At 71.2% G+C, this 18634-nt stretch carries 16 protein-coding genes; 8 read left to right on the top strand and 8 right to left on the bottom strand.

Features of this window, described 5'->3' with window-relative positions; translation table 11 throughout:
• Positions 1-24: 24 nt before the first annotated feature.
• Entirely contained in the window at positions 25-1275 is a 1251-nt protein-coding gene (locus C4K88_RS08610; protein WP_104121209.1) for a glycosyltransferase 87 family protein, read from the top strand.
• Here the strand turns inward: C4K88_RS08610 and C4K88_RS08605 are convergent.
• The 4 genes from C4K88_RS08605 to C4K88_RS08590 form a co-directional block, all read right to left on the bottom strand.
• On the bottom strand, positions 1272-2117 hold the full coding sequence (locus tag C4K88_RS08605) for an NAD-dependent epimerase/dehydratase family protein (RefSeq protein WP_104121208.1): 846 nt from the start codon (positions 2115-2117) through the stop codon (positions 1272-1274). The genes C4K88_RS08610 and C4K88_RS08605 overlap by 4 nt on opposite strands.
• A gap of 9 nt (positions 2118-2126) precedes the next feature.
• Complete coding sequence (gene glsA, locus C4K88_RS08600) at positions 2127-3941, bottom strand: glutaminase A (protein ID WP_104121207.1); 1815 nt, start codon at positions 3939-3941, stop codon at positions 2127-2129.
• A gap of 90 nt (positions 3942-4031) precedes the next feature.
• Positions 4032-4496 carry a hypothetical protein gene (locus C4K88_RS08595; protein ID WP_104121206.1) on the bottom strand — a complete coding sequence of 155 codons (465 nt, stop codon included), beginning with the start codon at positions 4494-4496 and terminating at the stop codon, positions 4032-4034.
• Positions 4497-4550: 54 nt separating this feature from the next.
• Positions 4551-6035 (bottom strand): APC family permease, encoded by a 1485-nt coding sequence (locus C4K88_RS08590; RefSeq protein WP_104121205.1) that lies wholly within the window; start codon positions 6033-6035, stop codon positions 4551-4553.
• Positions 6036-6182: 147 nt separating this feature from the next.
• On the opposite strand from C4K88_RS08590, the gene C4K88_RS08585 reads away from it, so the two are divergent.
• Complete coding sequence (locus tag C4K88_RS08585) at positions 6183-6854, top strand: pentapeptide repeat-containing protein (RefSeq protein WP_104121204.1); 672 nt, start codon at positions 6183-6185, stop codon at positions 6852-6854.
• 25 nt (positions 6855-6879) lie between these two features.
• Here C4K88_RS08585 and C4K88_RS08580 read toward each other — a convergent pair whose 3' ends face one another.
• Genes C4K88_RS08580 through C4K88_RS08570 form a run of 3 tightly spaced genes read right to left on the bottom strand, consistent with a single transcriptional unit; the run spans position 6880 to position 9504 of the window.
• Complete coding sequence (locus tag C4K88_RS08580) at positions 6880-7731, bottom strand: NmrA family NAD(P)-binding protein (protein WP_167398999.1); 852 nt, start codon at positions 7729-7731, stop codon at positions 6880-6882.
• 32 nt (positions 7732-7763) lie between these two features.
• Positions 7764-8780, bottom strand: coding sequence for a CPBP family intramembrane glutamic endopeptidase (locus tag C4K88_RS08575; RefSeq protein WP_104121202.1), 1017 nt, complete (start codon positions 8778-8780; stop codon positions 7764-7766).
• A 4-nt stretch (positions 8781-8784) separates the two neighbouring features.
• A complete protein-coding gene (locus C4K88_RS08570) occupies positions 8785-9504 on the bottom strand; it encodes a YoaK family protein (RefSeq protein ID WP_167399009.1) in 720 nt (239 codons plus the stop codon).
• Positions 9505-9633: 129 nt separating this feature from the next.
• Between C4K88_RS08570 and C4K88_RS08565 the strand changes: the two genes are divergently transcribed.
• From C4K88_RS08565 to C4K88_RS08540, 6 genes are read left to right on the top strand one after another with little or no spacing between them, the layout of a single operon-like run.
• Positions 9634-11313 carry an ABC transporter substrate-binding protein gene (locus C4K88_RS08565; RefSeq protein ID WP_104121200.1) on the top strand — a complete coding sequence of 560 codons (1680 nt, stop codon included), beginning with the start codon at positions 9634-9636 and terminating at the stop codon, positions 11311-11313.
• Positions 11303-12268 (top strand): ABC transporter permease, encoded by a 966-nt coding sequence (locus tag C4K88_RS08560; protein ID WP_241521785.1) that lies wholly within the window; start codon positions 11303-11305, stop codon positions 12266-12268. Before C4K88_RS08565 ends, C4K88_RS08560 begins: the two co-directional genes overlap by 11 nt.
• The gene (locus C4K88_RS08555; protein ID WP_104121198.1) at positions 12268-13176 is read left to right on the top strand and encodes an ABC transporter permease; all 909 of its coding nucleotides are present in this window, start codon (positions 12268-12270) and stop codon (positions 13174-13176) included. Before C4K88_RS08560 ends, C4K88_RS08555 begins: the two co-directional genes overlap by 1 nt.
• Positions 13173-14981: a gamma-glutamyltransferase family protein gene (locus C4K88_RS08550; RefSeq protein ID WP_104121197.1), complete on the top strand. Its 1809-nt coding sequence runs from the start codon at positions 13173-13175 to the stop codon at positions 14979-14981. Before C4K88_RS08555 ends, C4K88_RS08550 begins: the two co-directional genes overlap by 4 nt.
• Positions 14965-16626: a dipeptide ABC transporter ATP-binding protein gene (locus C4K88_RS08545; protein ID WP_104121196.1), complete on the top strand. Its 1662-nt coding sequence runs from the start codon at positions 14965-14967 to the stop codon at positions 16624-16626. Before C4K88_RS08550 ends, C4K88_RS08545 begins: the two co-directional genes overlap by 17 nt.
• Positions 16592-17356: a GntR family transcriptional regulator gene (locus C4K88_RS08540; RefSeq protein ID WP_104121195.1), complete on the top strand. Its 765-nt coding sequence runs from the start codon at positions 16592-16594 to the stop codon at positions 17354-17356. Before C4K88_RS08545 ends, C4K88_RS08540 begins: the two co-directional genes overlap by 35 nt.
• Here the strand turns inward: C4K88_RS08540 and C4K88_RS08535 are convergent.
• The gene (locus tag C4K88_RS08535) at positions 17325-18572 is read right to left on the bottom strand and encodes a phospholipase D-like domain-containing protein (RefSeq protein WP_438502340.1); all 1248 of its coding nucleotides are present in this window, start codon (positions 18570-18572) and stop codon (positions 17325-17327) included. The two genes, C4K88_RS08540 and C4K88_RS08535, sit on opposite strands and share 32 nt — an antisense overlap.
• Positions 18573-18634: the final 62 nt, after the last annotated feature.

The following is an 18634-nucleotide window of genomic DNA, read 5'->3' as shown; positions in this document are numbered from 1 at the left end:
ACCACCCGTTGATCAGGAGCACCCGTGCGCATCCGCCCGCCCCGTCCGGAGACCCGCAACAGCGCCCGCTCGGTCTGGCTGTTCTTCGCCGTCATCCACGCCGGGTTCCTCGCGCGGCTGCTGCCGTTCATCCTCGGCGGGGGAGTGCTCAGCGACGTCCGCTTCTACCGGGAGTGGGCGTACCAGGCCCTGGGCGACGGCGTCTGGGAGGGCATCGACACGGCGTGGGTGTACCCGGCCGGGGCCCTCGCCCCGATGCTCGCCGCCGCCGTGTTCGGGCCCCACCTCTACCAGTTCGCCTGGTTCCTGCTCTTCGCGGGCCTCAACGCCGTCGGCGTCGCCGCCCTCGTCCGGCGCGGCACGCCGTCGTCGTTCACCGCCGCCTACTGGTGGCTCACGGCCACCGCGCTCCTCGGGCCGGTGGCCGTGGGCAGGATCGACGGCCTGACCGCGCCGCTGGTCATCACCGCGCTGCTGATCGTCGCCGCACGGCCGTTCGCCGCGTCCCTCCTGCTCAGCGCCGCCACCTGGATGAAGGTGTGGCCGGCCGCCGTGGTGCTCGCCGCGCTCGTCGTCGTCCGGGAGGGCCGGCTCCGGATCCTCGCTGCCGGCATCACCGTCACCGCCGGCATCGCCGTCGTCGTGGCGGTGTTCGGCGACGTCCGCAACCTCACCGGGTTCCTGGGTGCCCAGGGCGCCCGCGGCATGCAGCTCGAGGCGCCACTCAGCACTCCGGGCGTGTGGCAGGCCATCACGGGGTCCTCCGGCGCCTACTTCTTCGAGGACGAGGTCATCAACACCATGGAGGTCCGGGGTGCACTCAGCGGACTGGTGGGGGACCTCATGTCCCCGCTGCTCGCGCTCACGGTGGTCCTGGTGGCCGTGTTCCTCGGGATCGCCCTGCACCGCGGCGCCGAGCCGGCCGCGCTGCTCGCCACCGGGTCGCTGGCCCTCGTCAGCACCCTCGTGGTGTTCAACAAGGTGGGCTCGCCGCAGTTCATGCTGTGGATCACGGCGACGATCGCCGCGGGCCTCGTGCTGGACAAGGCGGCGGAGTGGCGTTACCCGGCGCTCGCGATGCTGGCGACGGCCGCGCTCACCACGCTCGTCTACCCGGTGTTCTACGACGCCCTGCGCTACGACCTGCAGCCCGCGGTCGCCGTCCTGCTGACGCTGCGGAACCTGCTCGTCGTGAGTATCTTCGTGTGGTCGCTCGTGCGGCTGGGGCACCTCATCGCGCGGGCGCGGGCGGCCGCGGAGGCTGCCCGCGCCTAGGGGTGCCTGACGCCCTGCCCGGCGAGCACCGCCCGGTAACCCTCGCGGTAGGTCGGGTACCGGAAGGTGAAGCCGGTGGCGCGGAGCAGGCTGCTGTCCACGCGGCGGGCACCGCCCCGGCCCGACGACGCCTCGCCCCGCGGCGGGTCCGGCAGGTCCAGCTCGGCCGCCAGGAAGCGCAGCACCTCGCCGAGGTCCACGGGCAGCTCGTCGCTGCCGAGGTAGATCGGCGCGGGGGACGCCACCGCGGTGACGAGGTGGACGATGGCGGCCGCGGCGTCGTCGCGGTGGATGCGGTTGGTCCACTGCGGTTCGGCCGGCAGCACCGCCTTCCCGCTGCGCACCTGGTCGATCAGCCGGGTGCGGCCGGGGCCGTAGATGCCCGAGAGCCGGAGGACGGTCCCGTGGACCGGGGCCTCGAGGAGGACCTGCTCGGCCTCGCGGACCAGCCGGGCCGTGGGCGCCGTGCTCTCCGCCGGTGACTCCTCGGTGACGAAGGCGCCGTCGAAATCCCCGTACACCGCGGTGGAGGAGACGAAGAGGATCCGCCGGGGCGTCACGCCGTCGCGCTCGAGGGCGGCCAGGATGTTGCGGGTCGCGTCCACGTAGGCGCTGCGGTAGGCGGCCTCGGTGCGGTCCCCGGCGGCGGTGGCGATGACGACGACGTCGGTGTCCGCCGGGACGGGCGGCAGGCGCTGCGTGAGGTCGACGGCCACGCCCTCGATCGCGGCGGGGAGGCGTTCGGCGGAGCGGCGCCAGCCGACCACGCGCTCGCCCCGCGCGGCCAGGCGCAGCCCCACCTCGGTCCCGAGATCTCCGCAGCCCGCGATCAATACCGTCATCGCACCACCCTAGTCCCGGATCCGGACCGCGGTCTCGCGCAGGTACAGGTCCACGCGCGTGTAGGCGTCCCGGGTCAACGCCTTCCAGAGTTCGACGGCGAGCTTCGGGTCCTCCTCCTCGATGGCCCTGATGGCCGAGGCCGTGAGCACCTTCACGTGCACGTCCTCGAGCGCCTTGACGGTGGTCTCCTGGCGGTCGTCGCTGCCGAGCGCCAGCTCGCCGAACGTCATGCCGGCGCTCAGGGTGGTGAGCTTCAGGCGCTCGCCGGAGGGCCCGGGCACCGACGTGACGATCTTGCCGGACAGGATGAAGTAGACGCCGCCGAAGACCTGCCCCACCCGCCGCACCACGTGGCCCTTCTCGTAGGTGCGGTCCTCCATGCGCAGCGTCAGGGACTCGATGTCCTCGGCGGTGAGCGGGCTCAGCGCCGGGCACTGGGACACCTCGACCGTCGAGGGGAGCAGGAGGTCCCCGCCGTGCCGGGTGATGAGCTCGTTCTCGCACCACTCGACGGCGGCGGTCCGCGTGTCGAAGGTGGGGACGGGCACGTCCACGTCCTTGAAGGTCTCCGCGAGGGTGCCCTCGCCGTCGATCAGGACGAGGCCGCACCCCACCTTCGTGAGGTTCTCCCGCGCCTCGCCGAGCAGCCGCAGCGAGACGTCGGCGACCTCGTCGACGCGCCGCAGGTCGAGGATCACGAAGTCGACGTCGTCGTCGAGTCCGCTCAGTTCACGCACCATGGACTCCGTGCCCGCGAAGAGCAGGTCGCCGTTCAGCTCGATCACGCGCGCCCGATGGCCGTGCTCGCGGAGGACGTCCATCGCCTCGTCCGTGCGGCGGATGCCCGACGGCGTGGCCCGGATGTCGTAGGCGGCGCGGATGGCCGATTTCCCGGCCCGCGCCGCCCGGACGAAGTGCAGTTCCATGTCGCGGGAGAGGCGCTGGCTCGCGGCCATGCCGCGGACGCTGCTGCCGTGCTCGTCCAGCGGCGGCGAGTAGATGGCGAGGCCCACCTGGCCGGGCAGGACGGCGATCGTCCCGCCGGCCACCCCGCTCTTGGCGGGCATGCCCACGGTACTGATCCAGGACCCGGCGTCGTCGTACATGCCGCACGTGGTCATGACGGACAGGACGCGTTCCACGGAGAGCAGGTCCAGCACCTCCACCCCGGTGATCGGGTTCCGCCCCGAGTTCGCGAGCGTGGCTGCCATGATCGAGAGGTCCATGCAGTTGACCATGACCGAGCACTGCCGGAAGTAGTCCTCGATGACCGGCGTGGGATCGTCCTCGATGATGTCGAAGGACCGCAGCAGGTAGGCGAGCGCCCGATTGCGGTGGCCGTGCTCCACCTCCGAGCGGAAGATCTCCTCGTCGACGCCCAGCTGGCGGCCCGCGAACTGCGAGTAGGTGCCGAGGATGCGCTTGAAGCGCGTGTTGCCGCCCCGCGACCGGACGAGGGACGTGGCCGTGAGTGCGCCGGCGTTGATCATCGCGTTCGACGGGCGGCCGCTCCCGGGCGCCAGCGAGATCTCGTTGAACGTGTCCCCGGAGGGCTCGACGTCGACCTTCGCGTCGACGGCCTCCATGCCGAGGTCGGCCAGCGCCAGCCCGTACGTGAAGGGCTTCGAGATGGACTGGATGGTGAATTCCTCGCGCGTGTCACCGACCTCGTACATGTAGCCGTCCACCGTCGTCAGGCAGATCCCGAAGTTGTCGGGGTCGACGTTCGCCATCGCGGGGATGGTGCTGTACGGCTTGCCGTCCCTCAGATCTGAGATCTCCCGGTGAATGGTCTTCAGGTAGCTCTCGATCGGTGATTCCATGCCCTCCACACTACGGGGGCGGCGCCCTGGCCCCGACCGCAGCTGACCGGTGGACGATCGGCGCACTCTCGGTGTCCGATCAGTGACCGGTCAGCGTGCGCGCAGCGTGTGCCGGATCGAGTGCACGAAGAGCTGGGCGACGGCGGTGGTGACGCCGGCCAGCAGCAGCACCGGGGAGGCCAGGCCCGTGTAGGTGAACCAGGGCGCGGAGTAGGGGCCGGCCTGGACCGTGGTCATGGCCTCGGCGTACGCCTCCGCGTGGATCAGCGGTGCCGCGAGGAGGTAGACGCCGAGCGCCACGAGCATCCCTGCGACGCCCCAGATCCAGGGGTCGTACGGATTGCGCGGGGCCGCCGAGGCGTCTCCGTGGCCGCCCGGCTCCGGCGCCACCTCGCGGATCACGGTGGTGCCGGGGCCGGACGGTTCAGCCAGGGGCGGCAGCTCGGGAGCGGCGGGGACCGGTGGGGCCGTCCGCGCCGCCGCATCGGTGCCGCCGCCCCGCTGGTAGATGCCGTCGTAGCGTGGATCGTGCGTGGACTGCGGGCCACTGGTCATCGGTTGTCCTCCCCCTGGATCGACGAATGCCCCAGTAAACCACGCGTGCTTGGGTCAGCGGGCCGCTCCCGGACGGTCGGCGAGCTTCTCGAGGAGTCGCTCCTCGGCGTCGGGCCCCGGGGCGATCCCGCGGGGGATGCGCAGCAGGAAGACGAGGCCCAGGACCCACCACAGGCCGAACAGGATCCACGGCGGCGGGGTCAGCGCGGCAGGCATGCCGGGCAGGTACAGGCTGAGCAGGGCGACGCAGAGGACGACCGCGATCCAGCCGATCACCGTGCCGCCGCTGCCCGCCCCGCCGATGCGCAGCGGACGCTCCATGCCTGGTTCGCGGCGACGCAGGATCACGAAGACGAGCGAGACGAGGATGTACGCGAGGACGATGCTGGGGGCGCCGGAGTCCACGAGCCAGCCGAGCATCTGCGTGCCGAAGAACGGGGCCATGAAGGACAGCCCGCCGATGAAGATCAGGGCGTTCACCGGCGTCCGGTAGCGCGGGTGCAGCACGCCGAACCAGCGGGGGAGCATGCCGGAGCGGGCCATCGAGTACATGAGGCGGGACGCCCCGAGGAGCAGCGAGTTCCACGAGGTGAGGATGCCCGCGATGCCGCCGGCGATCAGCACCTTGGCCATGAGGTCCGAGCCGAACATCGCGCCCATGGCATCGGCCGTTGCGATGTCCGCGCCGGCGAGCTCGTCCGAGGACATCGCCGAGGAGGTGGTCAGGATGGTCATCACGTACCAGATGGTCGCGAGGACGACGGCGACGACGACGAGGCGGCCGATCTGCCGCGCGGGGATGTTGACCTCCTCCGCGGACTGCGGGATGACGTCGAAGCCGACGAAGAGGAACGGCACCACGACGAGGACCGCGAAGAAGCCTGCCGCGCCGCCGGTGAGGAAGGGTTCCATGTTGCCCGTCGATCCGCCCGTGAAGCTGCCCACGACGAGGATCAGCCCGATGATCAGGAGGAACAGCACCACGAAGGTCTGCGCGGCGCCCGCGATCTTCACGCCACGGATGTTGATGAGGGTGACGACGACGGCCGCGACCGCGCCGACGAGCGCCCAGGTGAGGTGCACCTGATCGCCGGCGACCGTCCACAGGGGGATCCGGCTGAGCCCGGGGAAGATGTACTCGGCGGTCCGGGGGAGGGCCACGGCCTCGAAGGCGACGATCGTGACGTAGCCGCCGGTGATGGCCCAGGAGCCCACGAAGGACCAGCGGGGGCCCATGCCGCGCAGGAGGAAGTTGTGCTCGCCGCCGGCCTTCGGCATGGCCGCGGTCAGTTCGGCGTACGTCAGGCCGACGACGCCCATGATGACGCCCCCGGTCACCATGGCGAGGACGGCGCCGCCGGTACCCGCGGAGATGATCCAGCCGCCGGTCAGCACCACCCACCCGAAGCCGATCATCGCCCCGAACCCGAGGGCGAGGGCGTCCCAGTTGCCGAGGACCTTCAGGAGGGAGGCGTCCTGCGTGCCGGTCCCGGGTGGGTGGTCGAGTGTCTTGTCGGGCGTGCTGTCGGGAATCGGCATGGCGGCTCCATTTCGTTGTGGGGGTGGTTCAACTGTAGGAGCCGGCATGTTTCGGACGAATTAAGTCGTCGATGATTGGAGGAAACACAGCCCAGCCCGTAGCACCGGCTTGCCCGACGTGCCACGAACGAACGAACGGATCCCGCGATGCCACCACGTCCTCCGCGCAGCACGACGAACGCGCCCCGCCTGTCCCTGCACCCGCCGCGGGGCCTCGTGCGCGTCGAAGCACCGGATCTGCTGGACGGCGACCACCGGGACGGCGAGCACTACGAACGGCTGGTGCTCGACGGCGGGGACCTGGCCGGGATCACGCTGCAGGAGTGCGTGCTCGAGGCCGTGTCCCTGAACGACGCCGAGCTGCGGGGCGCCCGGTTCGTCGGGTGCTCGTTCGAGGATCTCTTCGCCCCGGTGCTCCGTGCGCCGCGCAGCACCTGGCGTGAGACGTCGCTGCGCGGTACCCGGTGGGGGTCGGCGGAGCTGTACGACACGACGTTCGACGGCGTCCACCTCGACGGCGGGAAGCTCGACTACGTGAACCTGCGCAGCGCGCAGCTGACGGACGTCCTGGTGAGCGGATGCATCATCGGCGAGCTGGACCTCACCGGCGCCCGGGCCACCCGCGTGTCCCTGCGGGACTGCACGGTCGGCACCCTCACGCTCGATGGCGCACGGCTGCAGGACGTGGACCTCCGCACCAGCAGCTTCCGGGGCATCAACGGCCTCGACGGGCTGCGGGGCGCCACGATCGACGAGCACCAGCTGCTGCTGCTGGCCCCCTTCCTCGCCGCGGGCATGGGGCTGCGGGTCGAGGGCTGAGGCGGGGCTGGGGCGGGAGCCCGGTTCAGGCTCCGGGCCGTTCCCAGGCGGCCCGCTCACGGTCGGCGAAGGCCCGGAAGGTCAGGGGGTCCCGTCCGGTGACTCGCCGGACGTCGTCCGTGAGGTGCTGCGCGACGCCGAGCCGGGCGGTGGCATGGATGACCGTGGTGGTGGCGGCCATGGCTGTATCCATCCCGAGATCCGCGCGGGCGTGCCGGAAGAAGCCGAGAATGCCCGGATCGGAGTACGTGACGGGCCGGCCGAGCACCTCCGAGAGGATGCGGGCCACCTCCGACCAGGTGAGCGCCTCACTGCCCGTCGGGGTCCAGGCCCGCCCGCGGTGCAGTCCCGGCTCCCGGAGCACCGCCGCGGCCACGGACGCGACGTCGAGGGCATCCACGAACGCCGTCCGCGCCGCTCCTGCGGGAACGAGGAGGCGGTCGTGGTCGCGGAGGTCGCCCGCGAACACCGTCACCAGGTTCTGGTCGAAGTAGGACGGCCGGAGGAAGGTCCAGGCCATGCCCGACGCCCGGAGCCACCGCTCCAGGCGGGCGTGCGGCAGGACGGGGACGCGGTCGGCGCCCTGCACGGAGAGCAGGACCACGTGCCGCACCCCGCAGCGGCGTGCCTCTTCGAGGGACGGCACCATGTCCCGGGCCACGTTCGCGAGGTGCGGCGGCCGGACGAGGAACATGGTGCTCACGCCGTCGAAGGCGGGCGGCCAGGTTTCCGGGACGCCGAAGTCGAAGGCGGCCCCCTCGGGGTCCGTCATGCGCGGACTCACGGGCCGGACCGGCACTCCCGCGGCACGCAGGGCTTCCACCACGGGCTGACCCACGGTACCGGTGGCACCGGTGACGAGGACGGGGGAGGTCATAGCGGCGAGCATAGCCCCCGGGCGGACGTGCGTCAGCCGTCGATCGGCCGCCGGTCGGCCGTCAGCCGGTCGGTGTCGGTCGCCGGACGCGGGGGGAGCGCCGGGCCAGGGATCCCGTTCGCCGGCTCCAGCGCGGGCCACACGGTGACGGTCCGCGTCCGGGTGATGCCGCGGCTGTCCGCCAGGCGGACGATGACGACGGCGGTGACCGCCATGGTCGCCATGGACAGGACGAGCCCGCTCAGCGACCCCTCGGTGGAGTTCACGTCGACGAGCCCGAAGGCCCCGAGGGCGAAGATGGTCATGTTGTTGATCGCGTGCACCGCGATCGCGGCCTCCAGGCCGCCCGTCCGCCAGGTGATCCAGCCGGCGAAGATCGCGAAGACGGCGACGTCGGCCTGCCCGAGCGGATCGTAGCCGTGCCCCAGGACGAAGAGCGGCACGGGGAGCAGGATCGCGAACGCGGGGTGGCGGAGCCAGCTGCCGATGGCCTGCATCAGGAACCCGCGGAACACGTACTCCTCGGCGGCGGCCTGGAACGGGACGGCGAGGAGTGACAGGGCCAGCAGGACGATCAGGGTGGACGTCTCCGGCGGGACGGGCAACGGTTCGGCCTCCGCGGGGAAGAGGACGCCGACCCCGAAGGAGACCGCCAGGTTCACGAGGAACACGGCGACGGCGACGCCCGCGCACAGCGCGAGCCACCCCCACCGGATCCGGCCGGCCACGGAGGAGAGCAGGCCGAGGGGCCGGGGTCCCACGATCAGGGTGGCCAGGGCCAGCGCGGGGATCATCAGGATCAGGGAGACGAGGGTGAACGCGAACATCACCGGGTTGCTGAGATCCAGGACCGACAGGGCATCGAAGTAGGGTCCGACGCCGGCGGGGGTGAGGCTGGCGAGGGCGAGTCCCGTGACCAGCGCCAGAAGCAGGAGGACGACGTAGAAGACGCCGCCGAGGAGGGCGGTGAGCAGCGGCCTCCACCAGCGGTGCCGGGGCCACGATCGTGCGAGCCGGTGGAATGCGAACTGCTGATCGACCTGGTGCATAGGCCTACCGTAGTGCGGCTTCCCCGGCGTTCTCTGTGAGGGCGGCCCTTACGTCCCGCCGGTGGCGGAGGTGTCCGAGGAGGGTGACGACGGCGGAGAGGACTGCGGACACGGCGATGCCGATCCAGAGGTCGCCCTTCAGGGCCACGGCGCCGACGACGGCGCCGGCCATGATCAGTGCGATCGCCGCGGCACGGCGGGCCCAGAAAGGGCTCTTCCCTCCGGCGAGGCGGGAGTCGGAGGCGAGGCCGGTGATGGTGGAGGTGACCACGACGGTGGTGATCTCGGCGACCTTGAGGCGCTTGGCCGTCGCGGCCTGGATGCCCATCACCGTCGCCAGGACCGAGGTGGTGATGCTGCCGAGGATCTCCTCGGCCGTGACGTCGACCAGCGCGACGAAGACGGCGAGCCCGGTGAGGCCGACGGTCACCGCGAGGAGCGTGCCCGAGGTGCGGCCGGACCATCCCTCGGGGGCTTTCCGCAGGACCCGGCCCGCGAGCGCGGCGCCCAGCATGAAGAAGACGAGGGCGAGGGCCGGCCGGAGGACGGGCAGGTCGGAACCGCCGGCGAAGGCCATGCCGAGGAGCACCACGTTGCCCGTCATGTTGCCCGTGAAGACGCGATCGAGCCCCAGATAGCCGACGGCGTCGATCACCCCGGTGGAGAAGGTCAGGATGAGCATGAGCCACAGGTGGAGGCGGTCCGTGGCCACCCGGTTCTTCATCACGATGATTTCCTTCGGTAATAACCTTGAAACGAATGTATACGAAGCTTATCGTCGTACCGGCGATTGTATTCAATCCGATGTCGCTTGGGCACCAGCTGTTCCACCCGTCCATCCGTGAGGAACCTCATGCAGCATCCCATCCCGACCACGGCGGCCTCCGCAGGGCGAGGCCGAGCCGCCGGCCTCCTGGCCGCGGCCGCCCTCCTCGTCGCCGCCGTGACCGCCTGCCAGCCGATCCAGCCGCTTCCTGCGGCTCCCGTGAGGGAGGACGTGACGAGCGTGCCCATCGGCGACGCGACCATCCGGGAGGGAGGAGAGCTGGTGATGGCACTCTCCGCCGAACCGGACAAACTCGACCCCACGACGTCGTCGTCCCTGTATACGCGGTACGTCATGCAGACCATGTGCCAGAAGCTCTACGACATCGATGCCGAGGGCGACCTCGTCCCGCAGCTGGCCACAGCACTTCCGGAGATCTCCGACGACGGCCTGACCGTCACCATCCCGGTGCGCACCGACGCCGTCTTCGCCGACGGCGTGCCGTTCGACGCCGACGCGGTCCGCGCGACCCTCGAACGTCACCTCAAACTGGAGGGCTCAACGCGCAAGAGTGAACTGGGCCCGATCGCGGGCATCCGGGCCATCAGCGCCGATCGTGTGCAGATCACCTATGAGAGGCCCTTCGCCCCGCTCACCGCGGCCCTCGCCGACCGCGCCGGCATGATGCTCTCCCCGAAGGCCGTCGAGGAGAAGGGCGCCGACTTCGGGGCCAGTCCTGTCTGCGTGGGACCGTTCCGATTCGTGGACCGTGTGCCCCAGACGTCCATCACCGTCGAACGCGACCCCCTCTACTACGACGCCGAGAACGTCCACCTCGACTCCATCACCTACCGCATCATCACGGATGCCAACATCCGGGCGGCGAACCTGCGGTCGGGCGATGTGCAGGTCGCAGACACCATCTCCCCGCAGGACATCGACGCCCTCCTCCGGGAGGACGGCGTCGGGGTGCTGCAGGTCGGATCGCTGGGCTACCAGGGCCTGACGGTCAACGTCGGCAATACCGACGGGGTGGGTGAAGCGCCCGGCACCATCGGGACCCCGCTCGCCCAGCAGGAAGCCGTCCGGATGGCCCTGTCGATGGCGATCGATCGTGAGGCACTGGTCAATACCGTGTTCAACAGCTGGTTCGAGCCCGCGTGCTCGCCCGTCTCACCGGACAGCCCCTACGCCTCCGCGGCCAGCGAGGCGTGTCCCCCCTTCGACCCCGAGGGGGCGCGGAAGCTGCTCCAGGACGCCGGCGTCCCCACGCCGTATCCCATCGAGATGCAGGTGACCAACACGCCGGACACCCTGCGGTACGCGCAGGCGCTGCAGGCCGCTGTGGCCGACGCGGGGTTCCGACTCACCGTGGTGCCGGTCGAGTATTCGACGCTCCTCGACGTGCAGTCCCAGGGGGATTTCGAGGCCCTCCAGCTGGGCTGGTCCGGGCGGATCGACCCGCACGGCAACATGTTCAACTTCCTGTCGACCGGCGGCGGCAACAACTACTCCGGCTACAGCAACCCCGCGGTGGACGACCTGCTGACCCGCGCCGCCCAGATCAACGACGTCGACGAACGCGCCGCCCTCTACGGCCAGGCCGTGGACGCCGTGCAGCAGGACAACCCCCTCATCTACCTGTACCGGCAGCGCAGCCTCACCGCCTACAGCACCGGTATCGCCGGGGTGGAGACCTTCGCCGACGGCGTCGTCCACCTCAGCGGCGCCGCCTTCATCGAGCCATCCTCCGAGAGTGGGAACTGACATGGGCCGCTACGTCGTCACGAAACTCTGGCAGTCGGCGGTGACCCTGATCCTCGCCTCGATCGTCGTCTTCGCCGGCGTGCGCCAACTGCCGGGCGATCCCGCCCTCGCGATGGCGGGGGAGGAGGCCTCGCCGGAGCAGCTCGCGGCGGTGCGGGCCGAGATGGGCCTCGACCAGCCGCTCGCCACCCAGTACCTCGCCTTCGTGCGTGACATGCTCCGCGGGGACTTCGGGCAGTCCACGCGCACGGGAACGCCGGTGACCGAACTGATCGCCACCACGCTGCCGGTCACACTGTGGCTCTCGGCGTACGCGATCGTGGTCGCCATCGTCGTCGGGGTCCTCTTCGGCGTCATCGCGGAACGGTTCCGCGGGCGGTGGCCGGAATGGGGCGCCAACGGCTTCGCGCTCATCGGGCTCTCCGTCCCGAACTTCTGGCTCGGCATCCTCGCGATCCTGTATCTCGCCGTGACCCTGGGCTGGTTCCCCGCCTCGGGGTACGTGGACGTACTCGAGGATCCGCTCCGGGGCCTCTACTACCTCACCCTGCCGGCCCTGATCCTCGGCACCGGGCTCGCCGCCGTCATCATGCGCCAGACACGGGCGTCGATGATTGAGACCATGACCACGGACTACGTGAGGACGGCCCGCGCCAAGGGCCTCGGCCGGGGCCGCGTGCTGGTGCGCTACGGGCTGCGGAACTCCCTGATCGTCGTCGTGACCATCGTGGGCCTGCAGCTCGGCGGCCTCATCTCGGGCGCCGTGGTGACCGAGCGCATCTTCGCGCTGCCGGGCTTCGGCAAGCTCACCCTCGACGCCGTCTTCACGCGTGACTACCCCGTCATCCAGGCGGTGGTGCTGATCATCACCGTCAGCTACATCCTGATCAACCTCGCCGTGGACGTCCTGTACTCGGTGGTCAACCCCAAGATCCGCGTCGGAGGAGCCAACTGATGGCCGTCGAGACACTGCCCCCGGGAGTGGCAGCGGGAGCGGGCGAGGGCCTCGGCTCCGGCCGCGGCCGCATCCTGTCCTCCCTCCGCTCCAACCCGCTCGGCATCACGGGTGGCATCATGCTCGTCGTCGTCGTGCTCGCCGCGGTCCTCGCCCCGGTCCTCGCTCCGTACCCGCCCACGGAGGTGCACTTCGACACCCCGTTCCAGCGGCCCCTGACCGAGGGCTTCCTGCTCGGCACGGACGACCTCGGGCGGGACATCCTCTCCCGCCTGCTGTTCGGCATCCAGACCTCGCTGCAGGTCGGTGTGCTGTCCGTGCTGCTCGCGGTCGTCGTCGGGACGCCGCTGGGTCTGCTGGCGGGGTACTCCCGCGGGTTCGACGCCGTCATCTCCCGCCTCACGGACGTCACGCTCGCGTTCCCGTTCCTGATCATCGCCGTCGGACTCGCTGCCATCAGTGGACCCAGCCTCGGCAACGCGGCCATCGCGCTCGGCATCGCGCAGATCCCCACCATGATCCGGGTGGTGCGCGGCGAGACCCTGCGCATCAAGGAGAGCGACTTCGTCCTCGGCGCCCGCACCATGGATGCCTCCCCGACGTGGATCATGCTGCGGCATGTCCTCCCGAACGCGACGTCCGCGATCATCGTGCAGGCCACGGTGATCATGCCCGTCGCGGTGATCGGCGAGGCCCTGCTGTCCTTCCTCGGCCTCGGCATCCAGCCCCCCACGCCGAGCCTCGGGATCATGCTCTCCGACGCCCAGCAGTACATCTTCCGCGCACCCAGTGCCGCGATCTTCCCGGGCATCGCGATCGCCCTGATCTGCCTCGCCTTCAACCTGTTCGGGGACGCCCTCCGCGACGCCTTCGACCCGACGAACACCCCCCGAAAGGGACACCGATGACGTACACGCCCCCTCCCTCCTTCACCACCCGCCCCACGCTCCAGGGGACGTTCGGGATGAGCGCCTCGACGCACTGGCTGGCCACCGCGTCCGCGCAGGCCGTCCTCGAGCGCGGCGGCAACGCGTTCGACGCCGCCGTCGCCGGGGCGTTCGTCCTGCACGTCGTCGAGCCGCACCTCAACGGCCCCGGGGGTGACATGACGGGCGTCTTCGCCACGGCCGAGGAGCCCGGACGGCCGGTCGTCCTCATGGGCCAGGGACCGGCACCGGCCGCGGCCACCCGCGAGCACTATCTCGCCGAGGGCCTGGAACTCGTGCCCGGTGCCGGCGCCCTCGCCGCCGCGGTGCCGGCCGCCGTCGACGCCTGGCTGCTCCTCCTCCGCGACCACGGCACTTGGGACCTCGGGGACGTCCTCGCCTTCGCCATCGGCTACGCCCAGGACGGCCATCCCGTCCTCGGCCGGGTGGGGGCGACGATCGCCGCCGTCGCGGATCTGTTCACCGAGCACTGGCCCACCTCCGCCGCCCTGTGGATGCCCGAGGGCAGACCGCCGCGGGAGGGCGAGGTGATCCGCAACGAGGCCTATGCCCGCGTGCTCACCTCCCTCGTCGACGCCGGGGCCGACGCCGCGACACGTGCCGAGCGGATCGACGCCGCCCGGCACGAGTGGCGCACCGGGCTCGTGGCCCAGGCGTCCGCCGCGTTCGTGGCGACACCGCACCGGCACTCCTCCGGACTCGACCACGCCGGCGTTCTCACCGTCGAGGACTTCGCCGGCTTCGAGGCCGGGTACGAGGAGGCCACGACCCTCGTGTTCCGCGGCCACACCATCGCGAAGACCGGCCCCTGGGGCCAGGGGCCGGCGCTGCTGCAGACCCTCGCGATCCTCGACGGGTTCGACGACGACCGGCTCGACCCCTCCACCGCGCTCGGGGCGCACACCATCCTCGAGGCGCAGAAGCTCGCCATCGCCGACCGCGAGGCCTACTACGGCGACGCCGACGTGCCCCTCGAGTACCTGCTCTCCGCGGAGTACGCCGCCACGCGCCGCGCCCTGATCACCGACGAGGCCTCGCACGCGTTCCGGCCCGGCAGCGTCCCGGGCCGCACGCCCTTCACCCCGCCCCTGCGCACCGACTACACCCCGCCCGCCCTCGTGGGCGGCGGCGGCTTCGCCGGGGTGGGCGAGCCCACGGTGTCCCGCAGCGGCGAGACACGCGGCGACACGTGCCACATCGACGTCGTCGACGCCGCCGGGAACATGGTCTCCGCGACGCCGAGCGGCGGCTGGCTGCAGTCCTCGCCGACCATCCCCGAACTCGGCTTCTGCCTCGGGTCCCGGCTGCAGATGACCTGGCTCGAGGACGGCGCGCCGTCCACGCTCGCCCCCGGCAAGCGGCCGCGCACCACGCTCACCCCCACGCTCATCCTCAGGGACGGCTCGCCCGTCGTCGCCCTCGGCTCGCCCGGCGGCGACCAGCAGGACCAGTGGCAGCTGCTCTACATCCTGCGCACCATCGTGGGCGGGTACACGCCGCAGCAGGCCATCGACGCACCGTCCCTCCACACCACCTCGATCCCCGGATCCTTCTGGCCGCGGACGTGGGAGCCCGGTGGTGCCGTCGTCGAGGACCGGCTGGGCGAGGACGTGATCGCGGACCTCGAACGCCGCGGCCACCTCGTCACGCGGGCGGGGGACTGGTCGCTCGGCCGGCTCTCCGCCGTCGCCCGGGACCACGAGACCGGCGTGCTGTCCGCCGCCGCCAATCCACGAGGAGCACAGGGCTATGCTGCAGGACGCTGAGAACATCCTCGAGGTCGAGGACCTGGAGGTCGCCTTCGGCGGGACGCCCGTCCTGCACCGCATCAGCTTCGCGATGCGGCGCGGCGAACGCGTGGCCATCGTCGGACAGTCCGGCTCCGGCAAGTCCACGGCGATCGGCGCGATCCTCCGCCTGCTGCCCGGCAGCGGCCGGATCACCCACGGGTCGATCGTGCTCGGAGCGGGGCGCACCCGGGGCGACGTCGAGGACCTGGCGGCCGCCTCCGAACCGGTGCTGCGGAGAATCCGCGGGCAGCGGGTGGCGCTCGTCCCGCAGGACCCGATGTCCAACCTGAACCCGGCCATGAAGATCGGCCCGCAGGTGGCGGACGCGATCGTCGCGAGTCGCCGCGGTACCGACGGCGGGAGGCCGGACCGCGCCGAGGTCAGGCAGCGGGCGATCGCCCTGCTCTCGGAGGCCGGTATCCCGGATGCCGAACGCCGGTACGGCCAGTACCCCCACGAGTTCTCCGGCGGCATGCGCCAGCGCGTCCTGATCGCGATCGCCCTCGCGGGGGAACCGGAGCTGCTCATCGCGGACGAGCCCACCTCGGCCCTGGACGTCACCGTGCAGCGGCAGATCCTCAACCACCTGCAGTCCCTGGTCGACGCGCGCGGCACCTCGCTGCTGTTCATCACCCACGATCTCGGGCTCGCCGCGGACCGGACGGACCGCATCATCGTCATGTCCGAGGGCCGGATCGTCGAGGTGGGTACGCCCCGGCAGATCCTGCTGAACCCCCAGGAGGAGTACACGCAGCGGCTCGTGGCGGCGGCCCCGTCGGTGGCGGCGGTGCTCGACGCGGAACCGCTGACTCCTCCGGCGGCCGCGAAGGATGCGACGTCGCCCATTCTCGTGGTGGAGAACCTCGTCAAGGAGTTCGCCCTCCGCGGCCGGCGGGGCTCCACGGTACGCGCCGTGAACGACGTCTCCTTCGCCGTCGAGCGGGGTACGACGACGGCGGTCGTCGGCGAGTCGGGATCAGGCAAGACGACCGTGGCGCGCATCATCCTCGGGCTGGAGACGGCGTCCTCCGGGCGGGCCCTGATCGACGGCGAATCCCTCACGACCACGCGCGGCGCCCAACGCCGGGCGCTCCGGCGCAAGGTGCAGCCCGTCTTCCAGGACCCCTACGGTTCCCTCGACCCGACGTACAGCATCGAGCGCCTGATCGACGAACCGCTGCGCATCTTCGGCGTCGGCGACCGCCCGGGCCGCCGGGAGCGGGTCGGCGAACTCCTGGACCAGGTGGCGCTGCCGCGGGCGGTCGCGCAGCGCCGCCCCAACGAGCTCTCGGGCGGGCAGCGGCAGCGCGTGGCCATCGCGCGGGCGCTCGCCCTCGAACCCGAGCTGCTCATCTGCGACGAGGCGGTGTCCGCCCTCGACGTCCTCGTCCAGGACCAGATCCTGGGACTCCTCGCCGACCTGCAGGATAGGCTCGGACTCACCTACCTCTTCATCACGCACGACCTCTCCGTGGTACGGCAGATCGCCTCCGACGTGGTCGTGATGAAGTCCGGTGACGTCGTCGAGACCGGGTCCGTGGACGACGTGTTCAACCGCCCGCACGCCGAGTACACGAAGGAGCTTCTTGGAGCGATTCCCGGCGCGACCTTCGCGGCCTGAGACCGACGCCGCCGCACCGCAGCGCGTCCTCGACGCCGTCCGTCACGACATCATCTTCGGTGTGCTGGCGCCCGGCAGCCGGGTCACCGAGGCGGCGCTCGCGGCGGCGTACGGCGTCTCCCGCGTGCCCGTACGGGAGGCGCTGCGGGCACTCGAGGCGGAGGGATTCGTCGAGTCCCGGCCGTACGCCGGCTCCACCGTGGCGGCGATCCCGCTCGACGACGCGGAGGACCTGTTCGCCGTCCGCGGCGTCATCGAGGCCAGGATCGCGCGGCGGGCGGCCCGGCGGGCCGCCGCCCAGTTCGGCGCGGACGCCCCGGACGCCGCGTGGTGGTCCGCGCGGCGGGCCCTCGCGGACATCCTCGACGACGGCGACCGCGCGGTCGCGGCCGACGCCCTCGCCGAGCTCCCGGAGCTGAACATCCGCTTCCACCTCGGGGTCGCGGAGCTCAGCGGCAGCGCGTCACTGGCCGCCCTGCTCCGGCAGATCTCCGGCAAGATCGAGTGGCTGTACGCGGCCGACGTCGACCACCGCGGGAAGCAGTCCTGGGGCGAGCACCGGCTCGTTCTGGCGGCGATCGACGGCGGCAGCGAGACCGAGGCCGGGCGCCTGATGGCCGGCCACGTGGAGTCCTCGCAGCGCGGCTACCTGGAGCGCTTCGCCGCGCCCGGGGCGGCCTCCGCCGGTCCGTCGCAGGTCACAGGAACGGGCGCAGGGGAGCGAGGATGATCTCGCTGGCACGCGCCACCACGTGGCGGCTCTCCCACTCCTCGCGGGTCAGTTCGCGGCTGTTGGAGGAGTCCACCGCGAAGATCTCCTCCATCGTCGCCGCGAGGTCCCGGTCGAAGATCTCGAGGTTGATCTCGTAATTGCCCGTGAGGCTGAGGCGGTCGATGTTGGCCGTGCCGACCGTGCTCCACTCGCCGTCCACCGTGGCCGTCTTTGCGTGGATCATGGAGTTCTGGTACAGCAGGATCCGCACGCCGGCGCTGATGAGCGAGGAGTAGAAGCCGCGGGACAGCCAGTCGGAGACCACGTGGTTGGAGTCCTCGGGGAGGATCACCCGGACGTCCACGCCGCGGCGGCTCGCGCGCAGCAGGGCGTCGAGGATCTGCCGGTCGGGGATGAAGTACGCGGTGGTGATGAAGATGTGCTTGTGGGCGCGGTTGATCGCATCCAGGTAGACCCCGCGGATGGGGTACACCAGCAGGGCCGGGACGTTGTTGACGGCGCGGATGCGCGGCTCCCAGTAGGTGGCGCTGAGGTCCGGGAGTTCCGGCCGCCGGGGGATGGCCCGCAGGTTCCAGAAGCTGACGAACGCCTCCCGGAGTTCCCACACGGACGGGCCGCGGATCTCCAGGTGCGTGTCCCGCCACTTCGTCGCGTACAGCGTGCCCAGGTTGTAGCCGCCCACGAACCCGACCTCGCCGTCGACCACGAGGACCTTGCGGTGGTCCAGGCCGGTGCCGCGGATGTTCGTGAAGACGATCGAGGGGCGGATGACCGGGAAGCGGTACGCGTTGACGTTCGGGTGGAAGTCGTAGAAGAACGGGTTGACCACCAGGTTGGCGAAGCCGTCGTAGATGACGAAGACGTCCACGCCGCGGTCCGCCGCCCGGTTCACGGCGTCGCGGAAGCGCGCACCGACCTCGTCGCCCTTCCAGATGTAGGTCTCCAGGAGCACCTGCTGCTTCGCGCCGTCGATGGCCTCGATCATCGCCTCGAAGAGGTCCTCGCCGTAGGTGTAGACGGTGGTCCCGGTGTCCGCGATCGTGGTGCGGAACGTGCCCGGCTGCGGGAACGCCGGGCGCCGGGTACGCCGGCTTCTCTCGTACATGTCCACGGCGACGACTCCCGCGATGACCACTGCCTGCGCCGTGACCATGGCGAGCAGCCCGCGCTTCACCGTGCCTCGGGCGAACCCGACCATCGTCTGACGCCTCAACCAGCCCATGCTTTCAGCGTATCGTGCCGCCCGGCCGGATCGCGGCGGTCACCAAGACCCGG

Source organism: Arthrobacter pityocampae, assembly GCF_002927275.1.
GTDB classification, from domain to species: Bacteria; Actinomycetota; Actinomycetes; order Actinomycetales; family Micrococcaceae; genus Arthrobacter_D; species Arthrobacter_D pityocampae.
Note: the sequence above shows the minus strand (reverse complement) of the source record. Positions and strands in the feature narration are given on the sequence as shown.